The following is a 24215-nucleotide window of genomic DNA, read 5'->3' as shown; positions in this document are numbered from 1 at the left end:
TGTCGCCACAGCCATGCCCTTGTTTCACTCGGGTTGCGCGCTGCGCACCTGGCGCACCTATTCCGGCTATTGAAGCCGGCTCGTTGACGACTCGTTCCGCTTTCGAATGACATCACTAAGGCTTAGTGGCGTGACCAGAGGACTGTTCCTTCTGGCTTCCGTGATCTCGGCTTGCGCTTTGGTCGAGACGAGATACCACGTGCTTCAGTTCGCGATGCATCTATTGATTGATCTCGTTCTTGCGCTGGTAGGGCTCGGCTGCAGCATGCGCGCTTGGTCTTCGGGAAAGCGACGTCAGTCAATGCACTACGGATTAGGCGTTTTCGTGATTGTCGGCAGTCTGGCGCTCCACCTGGCAGAGCGGCAATACCATATCGGCGCACTGATTGCGCTCAAGCTCGAGGCGTCCAAGTACGAATCTTGCAAGAGTCGAGGCGCATCCATCGTCTCCGGCAAGATCTTGAGCGTTTGCTCTCTGGACGCGCAATGGAATGAAGCGCTATTCACCGAGGCAGTGATTTACGACTCCAGTGACGAGCTGGCAAATAAAGATCGGCACTATAGCGCAAGATGGCGCGCGGCTGCGCTATCGCTAGAACCGCAAGCCCCATTTTCGCAATACAGTTTTGAAGCATATCCGCTAGGACGCCACTACTACCTTGTAACGTTCAACTACGATACAAGCTCAATTCTATAAATAAAATATGGATAATATATTCTACGTCAAAGACGGTGCGGGTCACCCTGTTCAGGCGAAATTCCTTGAGCAAAACGGAAGCTACGCCCTTGATCCGAACAGTTACAGTGCGGCGACGGCCAATATATTTCAAATGGTAAATGGCGCACTCGTGCCGGTGTCGAATGCCAATCCAAATGGGTATCTTATCGTTCCAGTCGACTATTCCATCGACAATGCAAAGTCGTTCGCATCATTCATCGCCAGTGTTCGGGCCGCAGGGAATTCGACTACCGCCTATCTGGACATGGCCAACGCGTTCAGGGCATTCGGCACGCAAGACCTGCAAAGAACCTACCCGGGATCAGATCGATCGAAGACTTGCTTTGTCGACGCGTTTCGAGATGTTGCCTCTTTTCATCTTGGTCTGGTCTCCGAGTTATCTGGAATAGGGTTATATAACGCAGAATATTATGGCGGGTTGTATAACCAATTAATGAGGCAAGTTAACCCAAATGTCAGTGCATTAGGGTTGATGGGTAACAATCCCAGGAACGTTAGATCAATGGTGGCAGGGGGTGTGTTTGCTCACACGATCGACGGCTCTCCGGTTACCAAGGGATTAGCTTCAGGTTTCGCTGGTCCCAATACGTATATGCTGGATAAGGGAACTGGAAAAGCCTACGCATATCCGCCCACTGCAGACTCGAGACCGGGCGACCTCATGGTCGTTGATGGAATAGATGGTGTCCTTCTCGCGGTTTTTGCTCCGGGTTCGATCGTATCCGAATCAGCGAAGGCCGACGGATCCATTGTTTTCATGCTTGCCGGCAACAGGACGGTCACGCTTAATCAGGATAACTCCGTAACCCTCATTGACGAAAATGGGCGCGTCAGCACATATCCGACCGGCACGTTCGTCAACATTCGAGCCGGAGGCCCCTCAATTGTTCAGCCCCCCGGCATTGGGCCCGCGCAACTCATTTTCAGGCCCAATCATGACGACAAGTCTTCAGACCTAAGAAGCTACACGAATACGAACACGTCTGTCGTAGCTTCAAATGCATTCCCGAACACGACCGCTGGCGGTGACAGCGACGCGCAATCGGAGGCGCTGGCAAACGGCGTTGCGCAAGACAGGCTGCGCAAGGCGCTGGACACCTACTTCGGCATGGTAGTGGGAACGACGCCGCTGTATGTTTCACAGCACGATCGGATGGTCACGGCGTGGAATTCGTCCCTCGAGGTGACCGTCGACGACCAAGGCACCACGGCCACGCGGACGGAGCCTAACGGCTATACCATCGTCGACGTACTAACCGTCGATTTGGTACCGATATCGAAGTCGGTATTTGACGCGAGCGGCCGCCTGATCTCCGAAATTGACTATGACGCGAGCGGCAATCCCGAGACCACGTACTCGTATACATACGGTGCAAACGGCAAGCTCACCGGCGTTGATGTCCGAGACGGCCACGGGACTTTGATCTCGTCCACTACGGTCGCGCCGGACGGCAGCGCTCAGCAGACGACATACGACAATCCTGCTGACCCGAAGCAAACCACGGTTACCTCCACGAAGCCGGACGGTACGGTGACTGGTGTCGTTCAGACTACCGCCGGTAGCACGCCCGGCAGCTACGTCACGACCACGACCGACGGCTCTGGGCGCCCACAATCCTCCGTGACGTCGACTGTCAGCAACGGCACCAGGACGACGACCGAGACCGATTACGGCCCCGGCGGCAATATCACGCGTAGCGTCACGACGTCCGGCCCTGCCAACGGCCAGGGCGGCACGATCACGACCATCGACGTCTACGACAGCGACGGGTCCCACCTATCGCATACCGTCATTTCTGCCGACGGCACGACGGTCGAAACGATCTACAACAACCCGGGCGACAACAAGCAGACGACTGTCGTCACGACGACCCCCGACGGTCATCAGACCACCACGTCGACAACCGGAACTTCAGGCGGCAGTACTCACACCAGCTACGACAATCCGGCCAATCCGAAGCAAACAACCGTCACTACGACCAACGCTAGTGGTACGGTGACCGGTATCGTTCAGACTACCACCGGCAGCACGCCGGGCAGCTCCGTGACCACATCGACCGATGGCTCGGGCCATACGTTGTCGACCACGACGACGACCGTCAACAGCGGTACGCGAACGACGTCTGAAACGGACTACGGCCCTGGCGGCAACGTCACTCGCGACGTCACGACGTTCAGTCCCGTCAATGGCACGGGCGGCACGACCACGACGATCGATGTCTACGGCGACGACGGTTCTCACCTGTCGCATACCGTCGTCACCGCCGACGGCACGACGATCGAGACGACCTACAACAACCCGAACGACAGCAAGCAGACCACCGTCGTCACGACTGCACCCGACGGCCATCAGATCAGCACGTCGACAACCGTGCCTTCCGGCGACGGCGGCTATACGACTACGACGACTGCAGGTGGTACGACAACGGTCAACACGACTACTGCAAGTGGCGCTCTTCAATCGAGCACGGTCACGTCTTCCAATGGTTCGACCTCGCAGACTACCTATACGACGCCGGGCAGCACCAGCTCAGCGACGGTCGTCACGACCGATTCGAACGGCCATGTGACGAGTACGTCGACTTCCAGTGGGCAGGTCACCAGCAACGATGTTCGTGACGCGAACGGAAATGTGATTTCGTCTACCACGATTACGAAGGATGGCAGTACCCAGCAAACGACGTACAACAATCCGACCGATCCCAAGCAAACGACGGTTGTCACAACCAAGCCAGATGGGACGGTGAACGGGATCGTCCAGACTGTCGCCGGCAGTACGCCTGGCAGCTATGTCACGACTTCGACGGACGGCGCGGGTCACTTTGTGTCGACCTCGACGACAACCGTCATCGACGGTACCCGGACAACGTCCGAAACCGATTACGGCTCAAACGGCAACATTAGCCGCAGCGTCACGACATCGGGCTCCGTAACCGGCACGGGCGGTACGACCACAACCATCGATGTATATGGCAGCGACGGATCTCATCTGTCGCATACCGTCATCAACCCAGACGGCTCGACCGTCGAAACCACCTACAACAACCCGGGCGACAGCAAACAGACGACGATCGTGACGACCGCGCCGGACGGTCATCAGACGAGCACATCGACAACGGTGCCTTCGGGCAGCGGAGGCTATGTCACTACGACTTCCGCGGGCGGTACGACCACGGTCATTACGATCACTGCAAGCGGCGCTCTTCAGTCGAGCACGGTCACGCATCCCGACAACTCCAGCACGCGGACGACCTACACGACGCCCGGCAACACCAACTCCTACACCGTTGTTACGTCCGGTCCCGGCGGCCACACGACGAGCACATCGACGACGTCCCCAGGCCCGCTGCCCAATAGCTCGGAAACAGTGACCTGGGACGGTGCCGGCAATCCGCAATCGGGAAGCGACACGCTCACGAGCCTGGACCCGGCTGGCATCAAAACGACGACGACCACGACTTATTTCGACGGCAACGGCAACGAAACGGGCCGCACCGTCACGACCAGTTGGAGCAACGGCTCGCATCCGACCACAACGATGACCTACGACGGCCATCACAATCCGCTGTCGCAGGTCGTCACCTTTCCGAATGGATCGCGTCGGGAAACAACGTACAACAGCCCGACGGATCAGAACCTCGTAACGATCATTACCGTGGCGCCTGACGGTACGGTGCTCAGCACGGTGACGACCACTTGGTCCAATCTAGGCAACTACATCACGACGACCAACCAGGGCGGAACTTTAACGACCACGACATCCGCTCCTTCGGGGTTGAGCACCCTGAATAGCCTTGGCAATCAAGCTAGCGGCACGCTGGCCAGTTTGGCTAGTGGCGGTGGTGGCGGTGGCGGTGGCGGTGGCGGTGGCGGTGGTGGTGGTGGTGGCTTCGGCGGTGGCGGCTTCGGCGGTGGTGGCTTCGGCGGTGGTGGCTTCGGCGGTGGTGGCTTCGGCGGCGGTGGCCACGGCGGCGGTGGCCACGGTGGCGGTGGCCACGGCGGCGGTGGCTCGCACGGGGGCGGCGGTGGTGGCTCCGGCTGGCCCGGCCCCTCCGGCGGAAACTCGATGTCGGCTCTCTCCAGCCTCGGAAGTGCTGCCTCGAGCTTCGGAGGCTTTTCCAATGCTTTGTGGGGAGGTTCATCCCCCTACAGCATGTCTACACTATGGGGTCCTAACTATGTCCCGCCGCTTTCCGATCCGTTCGGATTCGGCGGCGGCCTGGGCGGACTTGCGGGCTCGACTTACCAGCCTAACGGTAACTACGGATTTACCAATTCTGGCGTTGCGAACGCCTTTGCAAACGGCAACTATTACGGTGGCTCACTTGCCGCCCTTGGATCAATGTTCCCCTCGATGGGCAACCAGGCATCCAAGCTCTCGCCCAACCTACCGGCGAATGTTGGCAACGGGCACTTCGGCTTCTCGTACAACGGGAACGGCTTCGTCATGTCGACGACGGATCCGGTGACAGGTCACCCCGAGTCGTTCGGGTTCGACTCCAACGGCAATCTCGTCAGCGGAGGCGGGGGCGCGCTCGCCGCGCTCGAGGCTGCCGACCCTGGCGGCGAAGCGCTCGACAGCGCGCTCGGCGACAGCTCCGTCGGCCTGCAAGAGTGCGGTCAAGCGTACGCGGATGCGCTCGCGGCGGCGCTGGGCCAGGGCGAAGGCGGCGCCGGTGAAGGTGGCGCGGGGGGGGGAGGTGGCGAAGGTGGTGGCGGCGAGGGCGGTGGCGAAGGAGGCGGCGGTGGAGAAGGCGAAGGCGGTGGCGACCCCATCGTGATCGACTTGCAACATAAAGGCATCACCACCGTCGCAGCGCAAAGCAGCAACGTCTATTTCGATCTGAACGGCGATGGCTACAAGCACAACGTTGGTTGGATCGGCAATCAGGACGCCTTCCTGTTCATTGACCCGACGGGCTCGGGCCAACTGACGAACGGTAAGCAGTTGAACCTGATGAACTACGTGCCTGGCGCGAAGTCGGAACTGGCCGCGCTGGCTTCTTTCGATGCCAAGCATGCCGGTGTCTTGAACGCGTCGAATGCCGTCTGGAACGATCTCTTCGTTTGGGAGGACGCCAACGGAGATGGCGTAGTCGATCCGGGTGAAATCAAGACGCTCGCTCAAGCAGGCATTACGTCGATCTCGCTCGCCGAAACCGGTAAGACCAGCACGCAAAACGGAGCCACGATCACTGGTGGCTTCAGCATGACGCTTGCCGACGGCTCGAATGTGCAGGCTGACGAAGTCACGCTACCGGTCACGAACAAGGTCCAGGTACAGGGCGCGGACGGCACGACACAAGTCGTCACTCAGCCTGCCAATGCTCCGGCAAGAACGGTGATTTCCGGGGATGGCCTGCTGCTTGGCAATATCGGCAACAGCATGATCAAGGCCGGCGATGGCAACGACATCATCCTGACCGGCGACGGAAAGGATGTCGTCCAAGCGGGCAACGGTAACGACGTGATCTATGCGGGCAATGGAAACGACATCATCACGGCCGGTAACGGCAACGACGTCATCTATACGGGAACCGGCAACGATCTCGTGATGGTCGGTAACGGTGCCGACGCCATCTTGCTCGGTGGCGGCAACGATATCGTCATCGCCGGCAACGGCAACGATGTCATTTACGGTGGCAACGGGAGCGACGTCATCCGCGTCGGAAATGGCAACGATACCGTCGTAGCCGGACAAGGCGCGAGCCAAATCATTGCGGGTAACGGGAACGACCTGCTGCAAGGCGGGGCGGGTCTCACCCGTATCGTCGCCGGCAGCGGTAACGATACGCTCGTGGCGGGAACTGGCCTCGCTACGCTCGTCGGGGGCAGCGGCAACGATACGTTCGTCGTCAACAACGCGGGCGATGTCGTAATTGCTCAACATGGCGCTCACACGAACACCGTACTCAGTTCGGTGAGCCTTGGCTCGCCCGCCAATGTCCAAAACCTCACCGGCATTGGCAACGCGAACATCGTCCTGACTGGCGGCACCGGCGACCAGACCATCACCGGCAATGCCGGCAACGACACGCTGATCGCCGGCAACGGGAACGACACGCTAGCCGCGGGCGCAGGCGTCGCGGTGATGATTGGCGGGGCCGGCAACGACACGTTTGTGGTGAACAATGCCGCCGATATCGTGAACGCCCACGCGGGCAGCCAGACGAACACGGTGCTGAGCTCGGTCAGCTACGCTGGTCCGGCCAATGTGCAAAACCTGACCGGCGTCGGCAACGCCAATATCACCCTGACGGGAAACAATCAGGCGCAGACGATCACCGGCAACGCCGGCAACGACATCCTCATTGCCGGCACAGGCAACGATACGCTCGTCGCGGGCTCCGGCATCGACACGATGATCGGCGGCAGCGGCAACGAAACGTTCGTCGTCAATAACTCGGCCGATACCGTTAGCGCACAAGCCGGCAGCAATACGAATACGGTGCTGAGCTCGGTCAGCTATGCCGGCCCGGCCAACGTGCAGAACCTGACCGGTACCGGTAACGCCAATATCACCCTGACGGGGGGCTCGACCGCGGAGACGATCATGGCCAATGCCGGAGACGATACGCTCGCCGCCGGTACTGCCGTCGATACCCTGGTCGGCGGCGCAGGCAACGACACGTTTGTCGTCAACAACGCGGCCGACGTGGTGAAAGCGCAAGCAGGCAGCAACACGAATACCGTGTTGACCTCGGTCAGCTACACCGGCCCGGCCAACGTGCAGAACCTGACCGGTAGTGGTTCAGCCAATCTCACGCTGACCGGCGCGGCAATGACGTCTCAGACGATCACGGCCAACGCGGGCAACGACACGCTCGTCGCCGGTGCGTCTATCGATACGCTGGCCGGTGGTGCCGGGAACGACACGTTCATCGTGAATAACGCAGCCGACGTCGTGACAGCCCAAGCGGGCAGCAACACGAATACGGTGTTGAGCTCGGTGAGTTACACGGGCCCGGCCAACGTGCAGAACCTGACCGGCACCGGCAATGCCAACCTCACCCTGACAGGCAATGGCCAAGCTCAGGTGATCACGGGCAACGCGGGCAATGACATGCTGATCGCAGGCACGGGCAACAACACGCTCGTCGCGGGCACCGGCATCGACACGATGATCGGCGGCACCGGGAACGACACGTTCGTCGTGAATAACGCAGCGGACGTCGTCGCGGCGCAGGCCGGCAGTAACAGCAACACGGTCCTGACGTCGGTCAGCTACACGGGTCCGGTGAACGTGCAGAACCTGACTGGCACGGGCAGCGCCAATCTCACGCTCAGGGGCAGCACCGGCAAGCAGACGATCACCGGCAACGCCGGCTACGATACGCTGATCGCGGGCACGGGCGACGATACGCTCGTCGCGGGCACCGGCATCGCGTCGATGGTGGGCGGCGCGGGCAACGACACGTTCGTCGTGAACAACACGGCAGACACCGTCTCGGCACAGGCGGGCGGCAACACGAATACGGTGCTGACCTCGGTCAGCTACACCGGTCCGGCCAATGTGCAGAACCTGGCCGGCATCGGCAACGCCAATATCACGCTGACGGGGAACAACCAGGCTCAAACGATTACCGGCAACGCCGGCACGGACATCCTCGTTGCAGGCACCGGCAACGATACGCTCGTCGCCGGCTCCGGCATCGACGCAATGTACGGTGGCACCGGCAACGACACGTTCGTCGTCAACAACTCGGCAGACACCGTTTCGGCACGCGCCGGCAGCAACACGAACACCGTGCTGACCTCCGTCAGCTACACCGGCCCGGCCAATGTGCAGAAGCTGATCGGCACCGGCTCAGCCAATCTCACGCTGACCGGCGCGGCAACGACGTCTCAGACGATCACGGCCAACGCCGGCAACGACACACTCGTCGCCGGCACCGCCGTCGATACGCTGATCGGCGGCACCGGCAATGACACGTTCATTGTGGACAACATCGCGGATGTCGTCGTCACCCAAGCCGGCAGCAACAGCAACACGGTGCTGACCTCGGTCAATTTCACGAGCCCGGCCAACGTACAAAACCTGACCGGCACGGGCAGCGGCAACCTCACGCTCAAGGGCGGTGCAGGTGATGAGACGATCGCGGCCAACAGCGGCCGCGATACGTTGATCGCCGGTAGCGGCAACGACACGCTGGTCGCGAGCGACGGTACCGCGGTGATGATCGGCGGTTCGGGCAACGATACGTTCGTCGTCAACAATCGGGCTGACGTCGTGATGGCCCAGGCGGGCAGTCACGTCAATACCGTGCTCACGTCGGTGACGCTGACAGGCCCGGACAACGTCCAAAACGTCATTGGAACCGGCAACGCGAATATCACCCTGACCGGCAATGCCACGACCTCGGAGACGATCACGGCCAACTCCGGAAACAGCCAGCTAATCGCGGGCTCGGCCATCGACACGCTGATCGGTGGCACCGGCAACGACACATTTGTCGTCAACAACACGGCCGACGTCGTCGTGGAGCGCGCCGACAATAAGGGCAATCTCCTGCAGACGTCGGTGAACTTCACCGCCTCGGCCAACATCAAGGTCATGGCGGCGACGGGCAGTGCGAATCTTGTGTTGACCGCGAACGCTCAAGATATGACGCTGATGTCGAACACCGGAACCGACACGCTGATCGGCGGTGCAGGCAACGATACATTTGTCGTCAACAACACGGCGGATGTGGTGGTTGCGCAAGCCGGGGCTGAGTCCAACACGGTGCAGACTTCCGTGAACTACACGGCCCCCGCAAACGTGAAGCAACTAGTAGGTATCGGATCGTCGAACATTACTTTGCGAGCGGGCGCCGGCGATGTCACGATCATCGCCAACCAAGGCTCCGATTGGCTCTGGGCCGGTTCGGGTAACGACACGCTGCAGTCGGCCGTTGGTGCTGTCGACATGCTGATGGGCGGAGCGGGCAACGATACCTTCATCGTCAACAACAAGGCAGACAGCGTCTCTGCGCAGGCCGGATCGATCAACACGATCCTCACGTCCGTCGATTACACGGCCTCGAACAACGTACAGACGATGACGGCGACGGCGGCAGGCCTCACGCTCACGGGTGGGGCGACCGCTGCTACGCTCAACGCCTACACAACCGGCGGCCAGCTCGTTGCCGGTAGTGCCGTCGACACGCTCGTTGGCGGCACATCGGGGTTCACTCGATTCACCGTCAACAACAGCGCGGATGTCGTCGTCGCCAGCGCAGGCGCAGCCAACGAAGTCGACACGTCAGTCAGCTATACGGCGGGCGCCAACATCCAGACGATGATCGGCACCGGCAGCGGCATCACGTTGACCGGTACCACCGGTGATCAATACCTGCAGGCTCGCCAGGGAAGCGAAACGCTGATCGCCGGCAGCGGCAACGACACGCTGGTCGGAGGCGCGACGATGATCGGCGGGACCGGCAATGACACGTTCGTCGTGTTGGGTGCGGGCAGCACCGTCGTTGCGAAGGCCGGAGGCATCAATACGGTCGACACGGCGATCAGCCTCGTCGGGCCGGACAACGTGCAAAACCTTGTCGCGCTGAACCAGAACATTACGTTGACCGGCGGCAACGGCCCGCAGACGCTCGTGGCCAAGGGGCAGGATACGCTCGTAGCCGGTGCGGGGATCGATACGCTGGTCGGCAGCAGCGCCGGCGGCGATACATTCGTCGTCAACAATGAGGCCGACGTCATCATCGTGCAAGGGCCACCGACGAAACAGGATCTGATCGAGACGTCGGTGAGCTATACGGGCGCAGCGAACGTCAGGCAAGTCCTGGCGACCGGCAACGCGAACCTCACGCTTACGGCGGGCAGCGTCGGCGATCAGTGGCTGACCGGCAACGCGGGTAATGACACCCTCGTAGCCGGCACGGGTAACGACACGCTGCAGTCGGGAGCCCGCGCTACGACGCTCATCGGCGGTTCGGGCAACGACACGTTCCTCGTGTCGCATACGAGTGATGTCGTCATCGCCCAAGCCGGCGGCAACGTGAACACGATCGATGCGCAAGCGGACTACACAACCGGTGCCAATGTCCAGTACCTGAACGGTGTCGGAGCAACGGCCATCAAGCTGACCGGCAGCACGGGTAACCAGACCATCACCGCCAATAGCGGGAACGACACGCTGCAGGCTGGCAGCGGAAACGACACGCTGGTGGCGGGGATGGCCGCCGACACGATGATCGGTGGAGCGGGTAACGACACGTTCGTCGTCAACAACACCGGCGATGTCGTGATCGCACAGGCCGGCAGCAACACGAACACGGTGCTGAGTTCGGTCAGCTATACCGGCCCGGCCAACGTGGAGAACCTGACGGGTACGGGTAGCGCGAACATCTCGCTCACCGGCAGCGTCGGCAATCAAACGATCACAGGCAATGGCGGCCATGACACGTTGATCGCGGGCGCAGGCAACGACACGCTCGTGGCTGGCACCGGCGTCGACGCCATGATCGGCGGTGCGGGTGACGACACGTTCATCGTCAACAATGCAGCTGACGTCGTGACAGCGCGAGCAGGCAGCAACACGAACACGGTGTTGACCTCGGTCAGCTACACCGGTCCGGCCAATGTGCAGAAGCTGACCGGCACTGGCTCGGCTAATCTCACGCTGACCGGCGCGGCGACGATGTCTCAGACGATTACCGCCAACGCTGGCAACGACACGCTCGTGGCCGGTGCGTCTGTCGATACGCTGGTCGGTGGCGCCGGGAGCGACACGTTCATCGTGAACAGCGCGGCCGACGTCGTGACGGCACAAGCGGGCGGCAACACGAATACGGTGTTGAGCTCGGTCAGCTACACCGGCCCGGCCAACGTGAAAAACCTGACCGGCACCGGCAATGCCAACCTCACGCTGACGGGCAACGGCCAAGCTCAGGTGATCACGGGAAATGCGGGCAACGACATGCTGATCGCCGGCACGGGCAACAACACGCTCGTCGCCGGCTCCGGCATCGATACGATGATCGGTGGCAGCGGCAACGACACGTTCGTCGTGAACAACGTGGCCGATGTGGTCTCGGCGCAAGCGGGCGGCAACACGAATACGGTGTTGAGCTCGGTCAGCTACACGGGTCCGGCCAATGTGCAGAACCTGACTGGCACGGGCAGCGCCAATCTCACGCTCAGGGGCGGCGCCGGCAACCAGACGATCACCGGCAACGCCGGCAACGATACGCTGATCGCGGGCACGGGCGACGATACGCTCGTCGCGGGCACCGGCATCGCCTCGATGGTGGGCGGCGCGGGCAACGACACATTCGTCGTGAACAACGCGTCCGATGTCGTCTCGGCACACGCGGGTGGCAACACGAATACGGTGCTGAGTTCGGTCAGCTACACCGGTCCGGCCAATGTGCAGAACCTGACCGGCATCGGCAATGCCAACATCACGCTGACCGGTAACGCAACGGCATCGCAGACCCTCACGGCGAACGCCGGTGACGATACGCTCATTGCGGGTAGCGCCATCGATACGCTCGTCGGGGGAGCGGGTAACGACACATTCGTCCTCAACAACGCGGCCGATGTCGTGGTCACCCAAGCGGGCAGCAAATCGAACAGGGTGCTGACATCCGTGAGCTACACGGCGGGGTCCAATCTTCATAACCTCACGGGTACCGGCAACGCCAACCTCGTCCTGACCGGCGCGGGACAGAACCAGATCATCGTGGGCAACTCGGGCAACGACGTGCTCGTCGCCGGAGCCGGAAACAACACGCTCGTGTCCGGCAGCGGCGTCTCGACCTTGGTCGGTGGCGCGGGTGCCACGACGTTCGTCGTGAACAACGCGAATGACGTGGTGATCGAGCAGCCTGGCAACGTCGACGATATCGAGTACACGTCCGTTAGCCTGACGGCGCTGGCTGGCGTCCGCCGCCTGTACGGAACGGGCTACGCGAACTTGCAACTGCGTGGCAATAGTCTCGATGACGTAATCACCGCCAATAACGCCTTCGACACACTGATCGCCGGCAGCGGCAACGATACGCTCGTCTCCAGCGATGGCCACGAGAATACGCTGATCGGCGGCAGCGGCAATGACACGTTCGTCGTGTTTCAAGGTGGAGACGTCGTACAAGCGCAAGCCGGCGGCTATAACAAGCTCGTCACATCGGTCGGCTTCACTGCCGGGGCCAACATCAACCAGATGACGGCGATCGGCAAAAATGCGGTATGGCTGACAGGTAATGGCACGACGACCACGCTACTGATCGCGAACGACGTCAATACGTCGATGTCCGATGTCGCCATGACCAGCGGAACTGCGGCGTCGAAGGTGGCGGTCACGATGGTCGGGGGCTTGGGATCGAACACCTTCAACGTGACGAATGCAAGCGACCTCGTGATCGCGAATGCCAACGCACTTTCGAACACCGTTCAAACGTACCTGAGCAACTACGTGTCGTCCGATAACATCACGACCCTGACCGGTGAGTTGGCAGGGCCACAGGTGTTGACTGCCAACAACGGCAACGAAACGCTCAATACGAGCAACACCGGAAACGACACCGTCATCGCGGGACACGGCAGCGACGTTGTCAATCTCGGGGCATGGCAAGGCTTCCACGACACGGTCGTCATCGATGCAACGGCTGGCGATGCGTCGAACGTCGCATCGACTACGGTCGCCATCCCTGCCGGCAATTGGTACGCCACGACCAACGACATATCGTTCTCGAACGCCGCAAGCGATCAGCTCTGGTTCTCGAAATCCGGCAACGATCTGCTCGTCAACGTCATCGGGACGCACGAGCAGGTTGACGTCCAGAACTGGTTCAACGGCGCGCAGAAATCCTTCAAGTCGATTGAAGCAGCGGACGGCAAGGCGTTGATGGCTTCGCAGGTCAACGCGCTAGTTAACGCGATGGCGGCCTTCGCGCCACCGCCAGCCGGCTCGACCAAACTATCACCTGCAACGGAGAACCAACTAGCCCCAGCCCTGGCGGCAAACTGGCATTGATGAAGTCCTGACGGAACCGCGATCGCCGCGCACGCACAGCTACATCACTTTGCGTGTGCGGCGACGCCACTGGAATAGATCAAGCGAGTCGCCCTAGCGCCTCAACGCATGGCTCCACCGCTCGATGATTACCGAGGCTACGGCTCCGCGCACAGAAAACCAGCATGAAGATTCTTTTTGTACATCAGAACGCGCCGGGGCAGTACCTGCATCTCGCCCGGCACTTCGCGTCGATACCGGGCAATGAAGTCGCTTTCATTTCGCAGCGGGCCGACTTTTCCATGGCAGGCATTCGCCACGTCACGTATCAGCCGCGACGCTCGATCACGCGTCAGATCCATCACTATCTGGGCGACGTGGAAGCCGCGATCCTGAACGCCCAGGAAGTCGCACGCGTGGCCTTGGACTTGCGGCAGTCCGGCTTCGTCCCCGACCTGATGCTCGGTCACAACGGATGGGGCGAGATCTGGTATCTGAAGGACGTCTTCCCCCACGCTCCGCTGATCGGATACTTCGAATTCTTCTATCGCGCGCATGGCGCCGATGTGGGCTTCGCCCCTGACGATCCGCCGCTTTTCGATACGGCGTTACGCGTGCGGACGAAGAACCTCGGCAATCTGCTCGGGCTCGATGCAGTCGACTGGGGGCAGACACCTACCCAGTGGCAGCGATCGCTCTACCCGGCAACCCACCAGCCGATCATCAGCGTGGTGCACGAGGGAATCGACACGCGATTGGTCACCCCTGATTCGGCCGCGCAATTCACTGATCCAACAACGGGTCGAACCTTCCATGCCGGGGACGAAATCGTGACGTACGTCGCGCGCCATCTCGAGCCGCACCGAGGATTCGACACGTTCATGCGAAGCCTTCCCCGGATTCTGTCCGAGCGCCCGAACGCCCAGGTGCTGATCGTCGGGGCCGACGGCGTCAGCTACGGACCGCGTCTGGCCGAGGGGGAGTCGCACAAGAAACGCATGCTGGAAGAAGTCGGAGCATCGCTCGACTTGCCGCGCGTGCATTTTCTCGATCGCGTGCCTCACTCGCAATTTCAGAAGGTCTTGCAGGTTTCGCGCGTTCACATCTACCTCACCTATCCGTTCGTGCTTTCCTGGTCGATGCTCGAAGCGATGGCCGCCGGATGTCTGGTCGTCGGCTCGCGTACACCGCCTGTCGAAGAGGTGATCTCCGATGGCGTGAACGGCTTGCTCGTCGACTTCTTTTCGCCCGAAGAAGTCGCTTCACGTGCAATCGACGCTTTGAAGGATGCGCGTCTTCACGACGGACTGCGGGCCGCCGCCCGCGAGACCGTCAAGACGAAATACGACTTGCACCGCGTTTGCCTGCCGGCTCAGATCGGCCTTATCGAGCATGTTTTACGCTAGTGAGGCTCAGAAGGGAAACACGATGACGGAAGCGTCGAACACCCTGCTCGGCGTCCCGGCTCACGCCGATGCGCTCGCAGCTATTCGTGTATCGAGCGAATGGGAAACGTTACGGCGTCAGATTTACACAAGAGCCATTCACTTCACGACGGATCTCAGGTTCGATTTTCGTGAGCTGTTGAGCGACGCCCGCTACATGCAGATGGCCGGGCGCCTGATGTGGGAAGCCATCAAGCGTTTCGAGCCGCAAGTGCTGATCGGCCCCGGCCTCGGGGCGGCGCCGCTGCTCTGTTCCACGGCGATGGCGGCACTCGCAGATGGGTGTGTGCTGCAAACATTGATGGTGCGGGACAACCGAAAGGGGCACAACAGAAAGCGGTGGGTGGAAGGACGGCGTCAGCCGGACGGCAGCCGCGCCGTGATCGTCGACGACTACATGGAGTCGGGCTCGGCTGTTCAACTGATCGATACGGCGCTTGCCGCTGACGGTCACGTACTGGACATCCGGGCAGCCGGTGTGCTGTTCGATATGTGGCAACCACTCGGCTCCCGGCAATTGTCCGTCAGTCGCTTCCCTGTCATGGCGCTGTTCAAGCGACACGACATCGGTCTGTCGCGCGATTGTTTCGACGCGCGGCCCCCGACGATGAAGGGTGACTACCCGCCTTTCGTCGAGGCACCGCTTTGGCATCGTTTGGACCTCAATAGCAACGCAGAGTACCTTTACAAAAGTACGCCTGCCATTGCCGGGGGCGCGGTATTCGTTGCCGACGATTCGAGCCGCGTGTGGTGCCACGACGCCGGAACCGGCGATATCGTCTGGCGCTATGACAGTGTCCAGCGCCCGCTGAAAGGCATTGTCCAGCGCCTTCAGTACGCGCACGGAAGTCTCGTGGTGGGGTGCTACGACGGCACGGTCACCCGACTCGATGCTGCAGATGGACGCGTACGATGGCGTTGGCGCCAAGGCTCAAGCATTCACGCGACGCCCACGCTCGACCTCGGGCACAAGCGTCTGTTCGTCAACACCGAGCAATGGAACGGCGGCAAGCCATGCGGACATCTCCAAGCGCTCGATTGGGAAACCGGGCGTCTGCTTTGGGTGTACCGCCATGACTATTGGCCGCCGGCTACCGTCGCGCACGATCCCGCGCACAACGCCCTGATTGCCGCTTGCAACGACGGAACAGTGTGCTGCGTCGATGCAACCATGGGCACGCTGCGGTGGAAGGTGCCAAGCTCGGGCCTCGTGCGCGGGCAGCCGGCAGTTGCGCGTGGACGAGCCTACTGGGCGACGGAAGACGGCACGTTGGTCTGCGTCGACGTCCTCACGGGGGAAGCGGTTTGGCACCGGCAGTATGGCAACCCGCTCGCGCATCAATTTCTGCTGGTCAAGGCTGAATGCGTCTACGTGCTGGACGGACGTTGGCACCTTATGGCATTCGATCTCGCCACCGGCGAACTGCGATGGCTGAGCCGTCTGAGGGCGCCAGGTTGCGGCTGCCCGGTGGAGTACGGACGCTATCTGGTCGTCTTGTCACAGGGCGGGGAAATCGCGGTGTTCGACGCGGAAAGGGAGATCAAGGTCTGGGAGGGCTTGATTGGCGGGCAATACCGACAACCTCCGGCACTTTCGAATGACTTGTTTGCCGCCGCCAGCAACGACGAAGGCTTGAAGGTCTTCAGGGTTTCGCCTTTTTATCAACATTCAAGATGAAGAATTCGATGCAGCAAAACGTTGCCCCGACCGTCCCCGGCGACGAAGCGTCCGGCGCCGTAGAGTCGACACCGACACGCTATACCGTGCTGACGCAAGTCAAGTCGAATCGCGTCGTCTATTTCACGGATGATCCGGAATACGTCCCTCCGGCTCAGGAAGACTGGCATTTCGCAAGCATGTATGTCGGCGCTCTACCCGAAACGATGACGCTTCGAAATTGCTGGGGCTGGCGCTTCGACGGAAATCGCTTTACCGAAGCGCCCGCGGACGTTCGCGCGCCTCATGCGGTCCGTCTTTTGGAACACAATCGTCGCGCGCTGATGCGGGTTCTGGTCGACAAGGTGAACGAGCTGCGCAAGCCCTATGTCTCGGAAGCGCTGCTCGGTGATGAACTACGCAGGCTCAAACTGGAAGACGCACGCGCCTACCTGAATGCGAGTGGACCTGCAGGATCTGCGCAGGATCGTACCTACTCCGCTCTGCAAGCCGTCGCCGTGTCGCGCAATGCATCCCTGAAGGATACGGCTGAGCTCATCTGCAAGCGTGCCGAGCAAACGAACGAGGTGCTGATCGCGACCGAGCGTGTTCGCGAGCGTTTTGCCTTGCTGATCGCGCAGGCGAAATCGGATGGCGACCTCCTGTGGTTGCGGGCGGTCCTGGTTCAGGAGGTCTATCCAGAACTCGCGCGCCAGTTCCGATTCGTGCCCGACAACACGGAGCCAAGCGATCCGACGGCGCGTCTGTCCGAACATCATCTGGTTCACGAGATCGCACGGCTCAAAGCTCAGCTACGGGAGGAAATCAACCGGCAACGTACGGAGATCGACGCCGGCTATCTCGCCCACACGGAAGTGCTGAAATTCAAGGCGCAAATCGCGCACTGGGTGCTGGCCCCGTCAGGCGAGGCTCCAGCCGGTGTCGACCTCCTCGAGGATCAGGCCCGGCACAGCGGCTTGACGCTCGAGGCGGCGGCAAAACGTGTCTTGGCGGAACTCGCCAGGTCGGGGGCCGTACTTTCGAGCACCGAGCGCTTGAAGGATCAGATGCTTTCCCGCATCGACAAAGTCCAGACGCTCGAGGACGTGCGGCAGCTAGACGCCGAGTTGCAGCGCAGAGGATGAGTCGCGCGATATGCGGCCCGACGTTTCATCGGCGAAATGAGGCATATCCTCGCGCTGGCACTCCCATTGACGAGATGGAGCGGGAGCGCAAGCCGCAGGCGCATCAAGATCGGCTCCCGGGCTCGACGCTACCGCGTCACCCGCACTCGACGGACTGCGTGCTCGTCTTGAATCGAATGACGAATTGAGAAGCGGCCGAAGGGGGCCCGGTATAATGCGACCCTTTCCAGAGTGATCCCGCCCTGATGAGTCGATTCTTCTGCATCTTGCTCGTATCGCTCGGCGTTCTTGCGCCGGCTGTTGCACAGGAATCCGCTCCAACGCGCGCGGCAGTGCCTACGAGCGAGACTAACGTCTCGGCAGCATCACTTGCATTGCCAACTTCGCAGGCCGCCAGCGCGATAGCTGCATCGCACGCATCGACGACCTCTGCGGCGACACCAGACGCCGCGTCGGCCGCGTCTTCCGCATCCGCCGTACTCACCGACGGATCATCGAACCCTCCCGGCCAGATCCACCGCATCACCGACATGCTCACGCACAAGTTCGGTCTCGCGCGCGAGAAGGCCGAGCAAATCACCTCGGCCGTCATGACGTCGGCGTCGAAGTACTCGCTGCCACCCGCACTCGTGCTCGCAATCATTTCGATCGAGTCGCGCTTCAAGGAAAAGGCGCATGGCTCGCATGGCGCGACCGGGCTCATGCAAGTGGTGCCGGCTGCGCATCGCCGGCTCGTCAAGAACATCGACCTGACCGAGCCGAACGCCAACATCGAAGCCGGCTCGGCCATCCTGCACGGCTACCTCGAATCCGCGCGCGGTGATGTATCTGCGGCATTGAAGAGCTACGGCGGTTCCGCGGCCTATGCACGCAAAGTCAACTTGCGCACGAAGGACTTCGAAGTCGACATGCCAGCCAGCGACGCGAGCGGCGCGCATTGAGTGCGGAGTCTTTGGTGTTGCGCTGAGGGGCAACGCTTACGTCGTTGGCCGACAGCAAGGCATGGCGCAACTCACGCTGCGCCGATCATCGATCCGACGACCACGATCATCAACACCAGTCCGGTAATCGCGCTGAAACGATAGTCGCGTTGATGCAGGAAAACGCTCAGCATCAATATCAGGCGCATGACCGGGAGGAGGATGAAGAGCGCAACACCTGCAGTCATGACATGGGCGCCGATGACCGCCGTCATGGCGCGCCAGTTGCGAGCCCAGGGGCCGAGCAGCGCCATCGCGAGGCCCGCGGCGACCGTACTGGCGGCGAGCCACGTGCCGTAGTGTAGAAGCCCGGCCAGCCGCCGTTCGAGCCCTGACGCCTTGGCTGCGAGGGGGCTCATGCGGAAGCTCCGAAAAGGCGGACACCCCATGCTTCGAGAAGCATTTGTACCACGAGGACTGCGAGCACGACGACGAAAAGCACACGCAGTTTGTCGCTCGCTACCCGCATGAGGACGCGGGCCCCGATTATCGCGCCCACGACCGATCCCAGCGCCACGGGCGCAGCGATGGCGGTCACGATTTCACCGCGCGCGAAGTAGGCGCCGGCGCTGGCTGCCGCAGTCACACCGATCATGAAATTCGACGTTGCTGAGGAAACCTTGATCGGCAGGCGCAGTGCCGTATCCATTGCCGGGATCTTGAGGACGCCGCTACCGATGCCGAGTAACGCCGAAATCAGTCCGGCGCAGTACATCAAGGACATGCCGAGCCCGATGCGATGCACGCGATATTCGATCTCGCGTCCGAGCGCATGATCCGGGTAGCGAGAATCCAGGCATAACCAGGCACTCCGCGGATCGATGCTCGCGGTGGCGGCGACAGGATCGGAACGCCTCGCCAGCATCTGCTGTGCCGACAGCATGAGGATCACGGCAAAAATGAAGTAGAGCACGGGTACCGGAATGAGACCGCTCATCATCACGCCGGATAATGCACCCAGCGTCGTGGCGGTTTCCAGAACAATCGCAAGCCGGACGTTGGTCAATCGACCACGAAGAAACGGTGCGGCACTGCCACAGGAACATGCGATCACCGAAACGATGCTGGCACCCACTGCGATATGAATGTCGAGGTGACCGAACACGGTCAGGATGGGCACGATGAAAATACCGCTCGCCATGCCGAGCATTCCGCCTAGCGCGCTAGCCCCTAACGACACGGCAAACAGCCAGAGTATGTAACCTGTATCCATTGAAGAAGCCCAACCCGCGCTACCGGCCATGCGGCTTGCGCCGGGTGAGATGGGTGACGAACTGGATCTGGTCGCCGCGGTAGTGCAGTTTTTCGTAATCGACAGGACGGCCCCGCTCGCTGTAAGACGTGCGTTCGATGAGAAAAATCGGGCTACCCACCTTGATCTCAAGGGCTCGTGCGACAGTCTTATTCGCAGCGATCGCTTCGAGTTTGTACTCGGCCTCCCTGAGTGGCACATCGTACTTTTGTTCGAGCAACGAAAAGATCGGCTCGACCTCCAGATCATTCTCGAGGATCTTCTCGCCGATGTCCTTCGGCAGCCATGTCTCGTCGAACGATAGCGGTGTCCCGTCAGCGATGCGTATGCGCTGAATGTGGACCACCGACGCACCAGCCTCGAGCGAGAGCTTGTGAGCGACGAGATCGCTCGCGTCTTCAATTCGCTTGCCGACCAGCCGCGCTGTCGGATGGCGGCCGTGCAAACGCATGTCCTCGACAAAGCCGCTCAGTTCAGTGAGTTCTTGCGTAAGGCGTGGTTGAGATACGAATGTGCCCTTGCCGCGGCGGATTTCGATCAACCCTCGGGCGATCAAATTCTGTACGGCCTTCTGAAGGGTTGTCCGACTGATCCCAAAGGTTGCCAGCAAGCTGGCTTCATTGGGCAGTTGCGCTCCCGGAGGGTAAGTCCCGTCGGCAATACTGGCCGTCAGGGCGGCTTCCACCTGCGCGTAAAGGGGAAGTTGGCTGTCATGATTCGCACTCATGCAGACATCATGACGTCATGATGTCTGTGGTGTCAAGTGGCGGCAACGCTCCCGCTGATCGTGCTGCTGATGTCCTGGTATCGCCGCGCTTCGCCGTTCGTTCATTTGGCTTACTTGGCAATGATGCCCAGAAGATCGTGAACAGGTTCTACAAATCTCGACGCAATTCCCTAGGCTTGATCACGGGCTGCTCTGATAGAATTCCGAGCACGCTGCGGGAAAAATAACAAAAACAACAAGATAAAAAGTACATCGACGTGGTTGGGCCATTTCGAATATTAGGAACCAGAAATGAAATTGCTCCGTCGATTGCTGATCGTTACCTTGCCGTTCACCGCGATGGCCTATGCACAGGCCACTCAATGGACCAACCTGGCTGCCGAGAGCGATCTCGCGTATGCCGTGGACGTCGACAGCATTACTACGGACTCCGAAGGCTACGTCGAATATCTGGCCAAGACGACCTGGAAGACGCCGGCCACGCTGCCCGGTGCGACCGCTCCCGTTGCCGTCTCGCTGACGCGCTACCAAATGGACTGCAGAAAAAAGCGCTGGCGCATCGTCGACACGCACTACCTCGCGCCCGAAGGTGCGGCTGCCGGCTCGCTGCGTGCGAACGATTCGAGGTGGACGGCGATCGGCCCGGGCACCGTCGTCGATGCGATGTTCCGCAAAGTCTGCTAATCGCACCTCGTTATTTTCCCAACCCCTGAGTCGGCATCTCGCACGCGTGGCTCCACGACTTGCTCTATAGTGTTTCGGTCGCTAATGGGGCGCGCATCGAGAGCGCGTCGGCGGCGCCTACCCACAGGAGAACAAGATGCGTGCAATTCGAAAGCTGAATGTGGCGGTACTGATGTTGGCGATGGCGGCGGGCGTGGCAGTGGCCAAGCCGGTGACCTATTCTGCACAGCTCACGTCGTCGGCCGAAGTGCCGCCGAACACGTCGCACGCGACGGGCAACGTCGATGCAACGTTCGATACCGATTCGAAGATGCTGATGTGGACCATCACCTACGACAAGCTGAGCGGACCGGCGACGATGGCGCATTTTCATGGCCCGGCACCCGTCGGCGTGAATGCGAAGCCTGTGATCACGATCGACGCCAACGAGCTTGGGAGCCCGATCAAGGGCATGGCCACGCTGACCGATCAGCAAGTCGCGGATCTGAGCAGCGGCAAGTGGTACTTCAATGTGCATACGGCGAAGAATCCCACGGGTGAGATTCGCGGCCAGCTGATGCCGAAGAACTGATCGCCTCGCATGCAGTAGTGGCGCAGGCTTTGCAGTGCCGTGCCGAGCACCCATCGCGCAAGCACGGCACGCGAGGCCGCTCCTCTTCGTTGCGCATCGTGCCGATCGAGGGGCGCCAGCATCCGCTTAGCGGGAGCGGCAACGAACGTTTCGGTTTCGGGAGGGCAGGGCGATGAGTTGGCAAAGCACCGTCGTTTGCTGGTTCCTCAAGCGGCAGTTTCGTCCCGAGACGCGCAAGCCTTACGTGAACGTCGAACGTGCGCGTGCGCATGCGGCGGCGCGCGTATGGTCGCCGAAGGTGCCCTCCGGCTGGCAACTCGTCGAGCGCTATGAGGACGGTGATGCGCCGCTGCGTGGCGAATGGCTCGAGCGCCGCGCCGACGCGGTGCCTGGCACGCCCATACGTACGCTGCTGTACTGCCACGGCGGCGGCTACTACTTCTGTTCGCCAGGCTCGCATCGCTCGCTCACGTTCGGGCTCGCCGCGCGGACCGGCGCACGCACCTTCTCGCTCGATTACCGGCTCGCACCCGAGCACCCGTTTCCGGCCGCGCTCGACGATGCGCTCGCGGCCTATCGCCAGTTGCTTGCGGACGGCACGCCGCCCGAGTCGCTGGTCGTGGCGGGTGATTCGGCCGGTGGTGGGCTTGCCCTCGCGCTGCTCGTCGCGCTGCGCGATGCGGGCGAGCCGCTGCCTGCGGCCGCCGTGCTGTTTTCTCCGTGGACGGATCTGGCCGCGACGGGCGCCACGCTCATCACGAACGACGGCGTCGATCCGATGTTCTGCGGCGCGTCGATCGGCCGGGCCGCCAAGCTCTATGTCGGCGACAGCGATCCGCGCCATCCTCACCTGTCGCCGCTCTATGCGGACCTTTCGGGTTTGCCACCGCTGCTGATCCTCGCCGCAAGCACCGAAGTCCTGCTCGACGACGCTCGACGGGTAGCCGAAAAGGCCCGCGCGGCCGAGGTCGACGTCGAGTTCGAAGCGTGGCCGAAGGTGCCGCACGCCTGGCCGCTGTTCGCGCCGTTCGTCCCCGAGGCGTGCCGTGCGCTGGACCGCGCCAGCATGTTCGTCGAACAGCACGCGCAGGCGCGCGTCATTCAACCATTAGGGGCGGGCTCGATCGTTTGATACGCCGCGCGCACCGCGTCGGTGCCGTAGCGGCGCTCGAGCCGGCGCACGGTGAAGTGGCCGTGCGCGGTGTGCTGGAAGTGATCGATGAAGACCGTGTTCGCGAGCGCACCCAGCACTGCGCCGATGGCCGGGATCGACTTGGCCGCCACCTGTTCGCTGACCTGCACCGAAAAGCGCGCGGCAATTGCATTGAGCAGGCGCATCAACGCGGGCGAAGCGTGCGACATGAGGCCCTTCGCCGCCAGGTCCGAGGATGCCTTCGACACCGACTGCGCGAGCGCGGCCCGCACCACGAAGTAGCCGAAATCGGCTTCTTCGTCGCGGCTGGCGCTGCCTCCGCCCAGGCCGAATACAGACAGGCATTGCAGCCGCGTCTCGATGCTGCCCAGGTTCTCCCCCTCGCTGCGCGCGATGTCGAGAATCGAGCGGAACATCAGCGTCGTCGTCAGCGGCAGCTCGGCGGGCAGGGCGATCAGGCCGAACGCGCCTCCGGCCGCACCCGTCGTCGCGACGGCAAGCTTATGCAGACGGTCGCGCGCGCCGGTCGACGCGACGCCGTTCGTTCCGCGCGTGCCGAGCGTACTCGAGGCCACCTGCAGACATTTCTCGAGCGCGCGCCGTGTCGCGTCGGTGACCGCCTCTTGTGCGCTAGCCGGCAACCGCGCAATGAGTCGCTCGATCGGCGTGCCGACTGCGGCGGCAAGCTTCATGGCGAGCGGTTCGGTCTCGAGCGCGCGCTTGGCTTGGCCGAGCGCGGCGAGATCGTCCGCCTCCAGCGACGAAACGGGAAACGGAATGGGCTCCATGCGGGCAATGTTCCTCCATCGGTCGGCGGGCGTGGCCGAGACGCGGGCGGGTAGCGGACAACGCCGCCGCCGAGTAGGCCATGCTGTATGCATGCTATCATCTCAAGTTATTTGACGAC

General features: G+C 61.6%; 13 protein-coding genes. 9 read left to right on the top strand and 4 right to left on the bottom strand.

What is annotated here, in order from left to right; all coding sequences use genetic code 11:
- Nucleotides 1-199: 199 nt before the first annotated feature.
- From D7S89_RS10375 to D7S89_RS28270, 6 genes are all read left to right on the top strand, one after another.
- Nucleotides 200-697: a hypothetical protein gene (locus D7S89_RS10375; protein WP_147426629.1), complete on the top strand. Its 498-nt coding sequence runs from the start codon at nucleotides 200-202 to the stop codon at nucleotides 695-697.
- A gap of 1150 nt (nucleotides 698-1847) precedes the next feature.
- Nucleotides 1848-13715 (top strand): calcium-binding protein, encoded by an 11868-nt coding sequence (locus tag D7S89_RS10370; RefSeq protein WP_147426628.1) that lies wholly within the window; start codon nucleotides 1848-1850, stop codon nucleotides 13713-13715.
- A gap of 164 nt (nucleotides 13716-13879) precedes the next feature.
- Complete coding sequence (locus D7S89_RS10365; RefSeq protein ID WP_121277581.1) at nucleotides 13880-15100, top strand: glycosyltransferase family 4 protein; 1221 nt, start codon at nucleotides 13880-13882, stop codon at nucleotides 15098-15100.
- A 22-nt stretch (nucleotides 15101-15122) separates the two neighbouring features.
- Nucleotides 15123-16817 carry an outer membrane protein assembly factor BamB family protein gene (locus D7S89_RS10360; RefSeq protein WP_183085146.1) on the top strand — a complete coding sequence of 565 codons (1695 nt, stop codon included), beginning with the start codon at nucleotides 15123-15125 and terminating at the stop codon, nucleotides 16815-16817.
- Between the two features lie 179 nt (nucleotides 16818-16996).
- Complete coding sequence (locus tag D7S89_RS10355) at nucleotides 16997-17941, top strand: hypothetical protein (RefSeq protein ID WP_147426627.1); 945 nt, start codon at nucleotides 16997-16999, stop codon at nucleotides 17939-17941.
- A 530-nt stretch (nucleotides 17942-18471) separates the two neighbouring features.
- Nucleotides 18472-18882, top strand: a complete 411-nt coding sequence (locus D7S89_RS28270; protein WP_425470771.1) for a lytic transglycosylase domain-containing protein — start codon at nucleotides 18472-18474, stop codon at nucleotides 18880-18882.
- 71 nt (nucleotides 18883-18953) lie between these two features.
- Here D7S89_RS28270 and D7S89_RS10345 read toward each other — a convergent pair whose 3' ends face one another.
- From D7S89_RS10345 to D7S89_RS10335, 3 genes are read right to left on the bottom strand one after another with little or no spacing between them, the layout of a single operon-like run.
- A complete protein-coding gene (locus tag D7S89_RS10345; RefSeq protein WP_183085145.1) occupies nucleotides 18954-19280 on the bottom strand; it encodes a DUF1634 domain-containing protein in 327 nt (108 codons plus the stop codon).
- Entirely contained in the window at nucleotides 19277-20134 is an 858-nt protein-coding gene (locus D7S89_RS10340) for a sulfite exporter TauE/SafE family protein (protein WP_121277576.1), read from the bottom strand. Before D7S89_RS10340 ends, D7S89_RS10345 begins: the two co-directional genes overlap by 4 nt.
- A 19-nt stretch (nucleotides 20135-20153) precedes the next feature.
- A complete protein-coding gene (locus D7S89_RS10335) occupies nucleotides 20154-20900 on the bottom strand; it encodes a GntR family transcriptional regulator (protein WP_121277575.1) in 747 nt (248 codons plus the stop codon).
- A gap of 291 nt (nucleotides 20901-21191) precedes the next feature.
- Between D7S89_RS10335 and D7S89_RS10330 the strand changes: the two genes are divergently transcribed.
- The 3 genes from D7S89_RS10330 to D7S89_RS10320 all read left to right on the top strand — a co-directional run bounded on the left by D7S89_RS10330 (nucleotide 21192) and on the right by D7S89_RS10320 (nucleotide 23287).
- A complete protein-coding gene (locus D7S89_RS10330) occupies nucleotides 21192-21584 on the top strand; it encodes a surface-adhesin E family protein (protein ID WP_121277574.1) in 393 nt (130 codons plus the stop codon).
- 136 nt (nucleotides 21585-21720) lie between these two features.
- Complete coding sequence (locus D7S89_RS10325; RefSeq protein WP_121277573.1) at nucleotides 21721-22155, top strand: CHRD domain-containing protein; 435 nt, start codon at nucleotides 21721-21723, stop codon at nucleotides 22153-22155.
- A 172-nt stretch (nucleotides 22156-22327) separates the two neighbouring features.
- Nucleotides 22328-23287: an alpha/beta hydrolase gene (locus tag D7S89_RS10320; RefSeq protein ID WP_121277572.1), complete on the top strand. Its 960-nt coding sequence runs from the start codon at nucleotides 22328-22330 to the stop codon at nucleotides 23285-23287.
- Here the strand turns inward: D7S89_RS10320 and D7S89_RS10315 are convergent.
- On the bottom strand, nucleotides 23257-24096 hold the full coding sequence (locus D7S89_RS10315) for an EcsC family protein (RefSeq protein WP_121277571.1): 840 nt from the start codon (nucleotides 24094-24096) through the stop codon (nucleotides 23257-23259). The two genes, D7S89_RS10320 and D7S89_RS10315, sit on opposite strands and share 31 nt — an antisense overlap.
- Between the last annotated feature and the right edge of the window lie 119 nt (nucleotides 24097-24215).

The organism is Trinickia fusca, assembly GCF_003628145.1.
GTDB lineage: Bacteria > Pseudomonadota > Gammaproteobacteria > Burkholderiales > Burkholderiaceae > Trinickia > Trinickia fusca.
The sequence above is the reverse complement of the archived record's forward strand: the minus strand, read 5'-3'. Positions and strand labels throughout refer to the sequence as shown.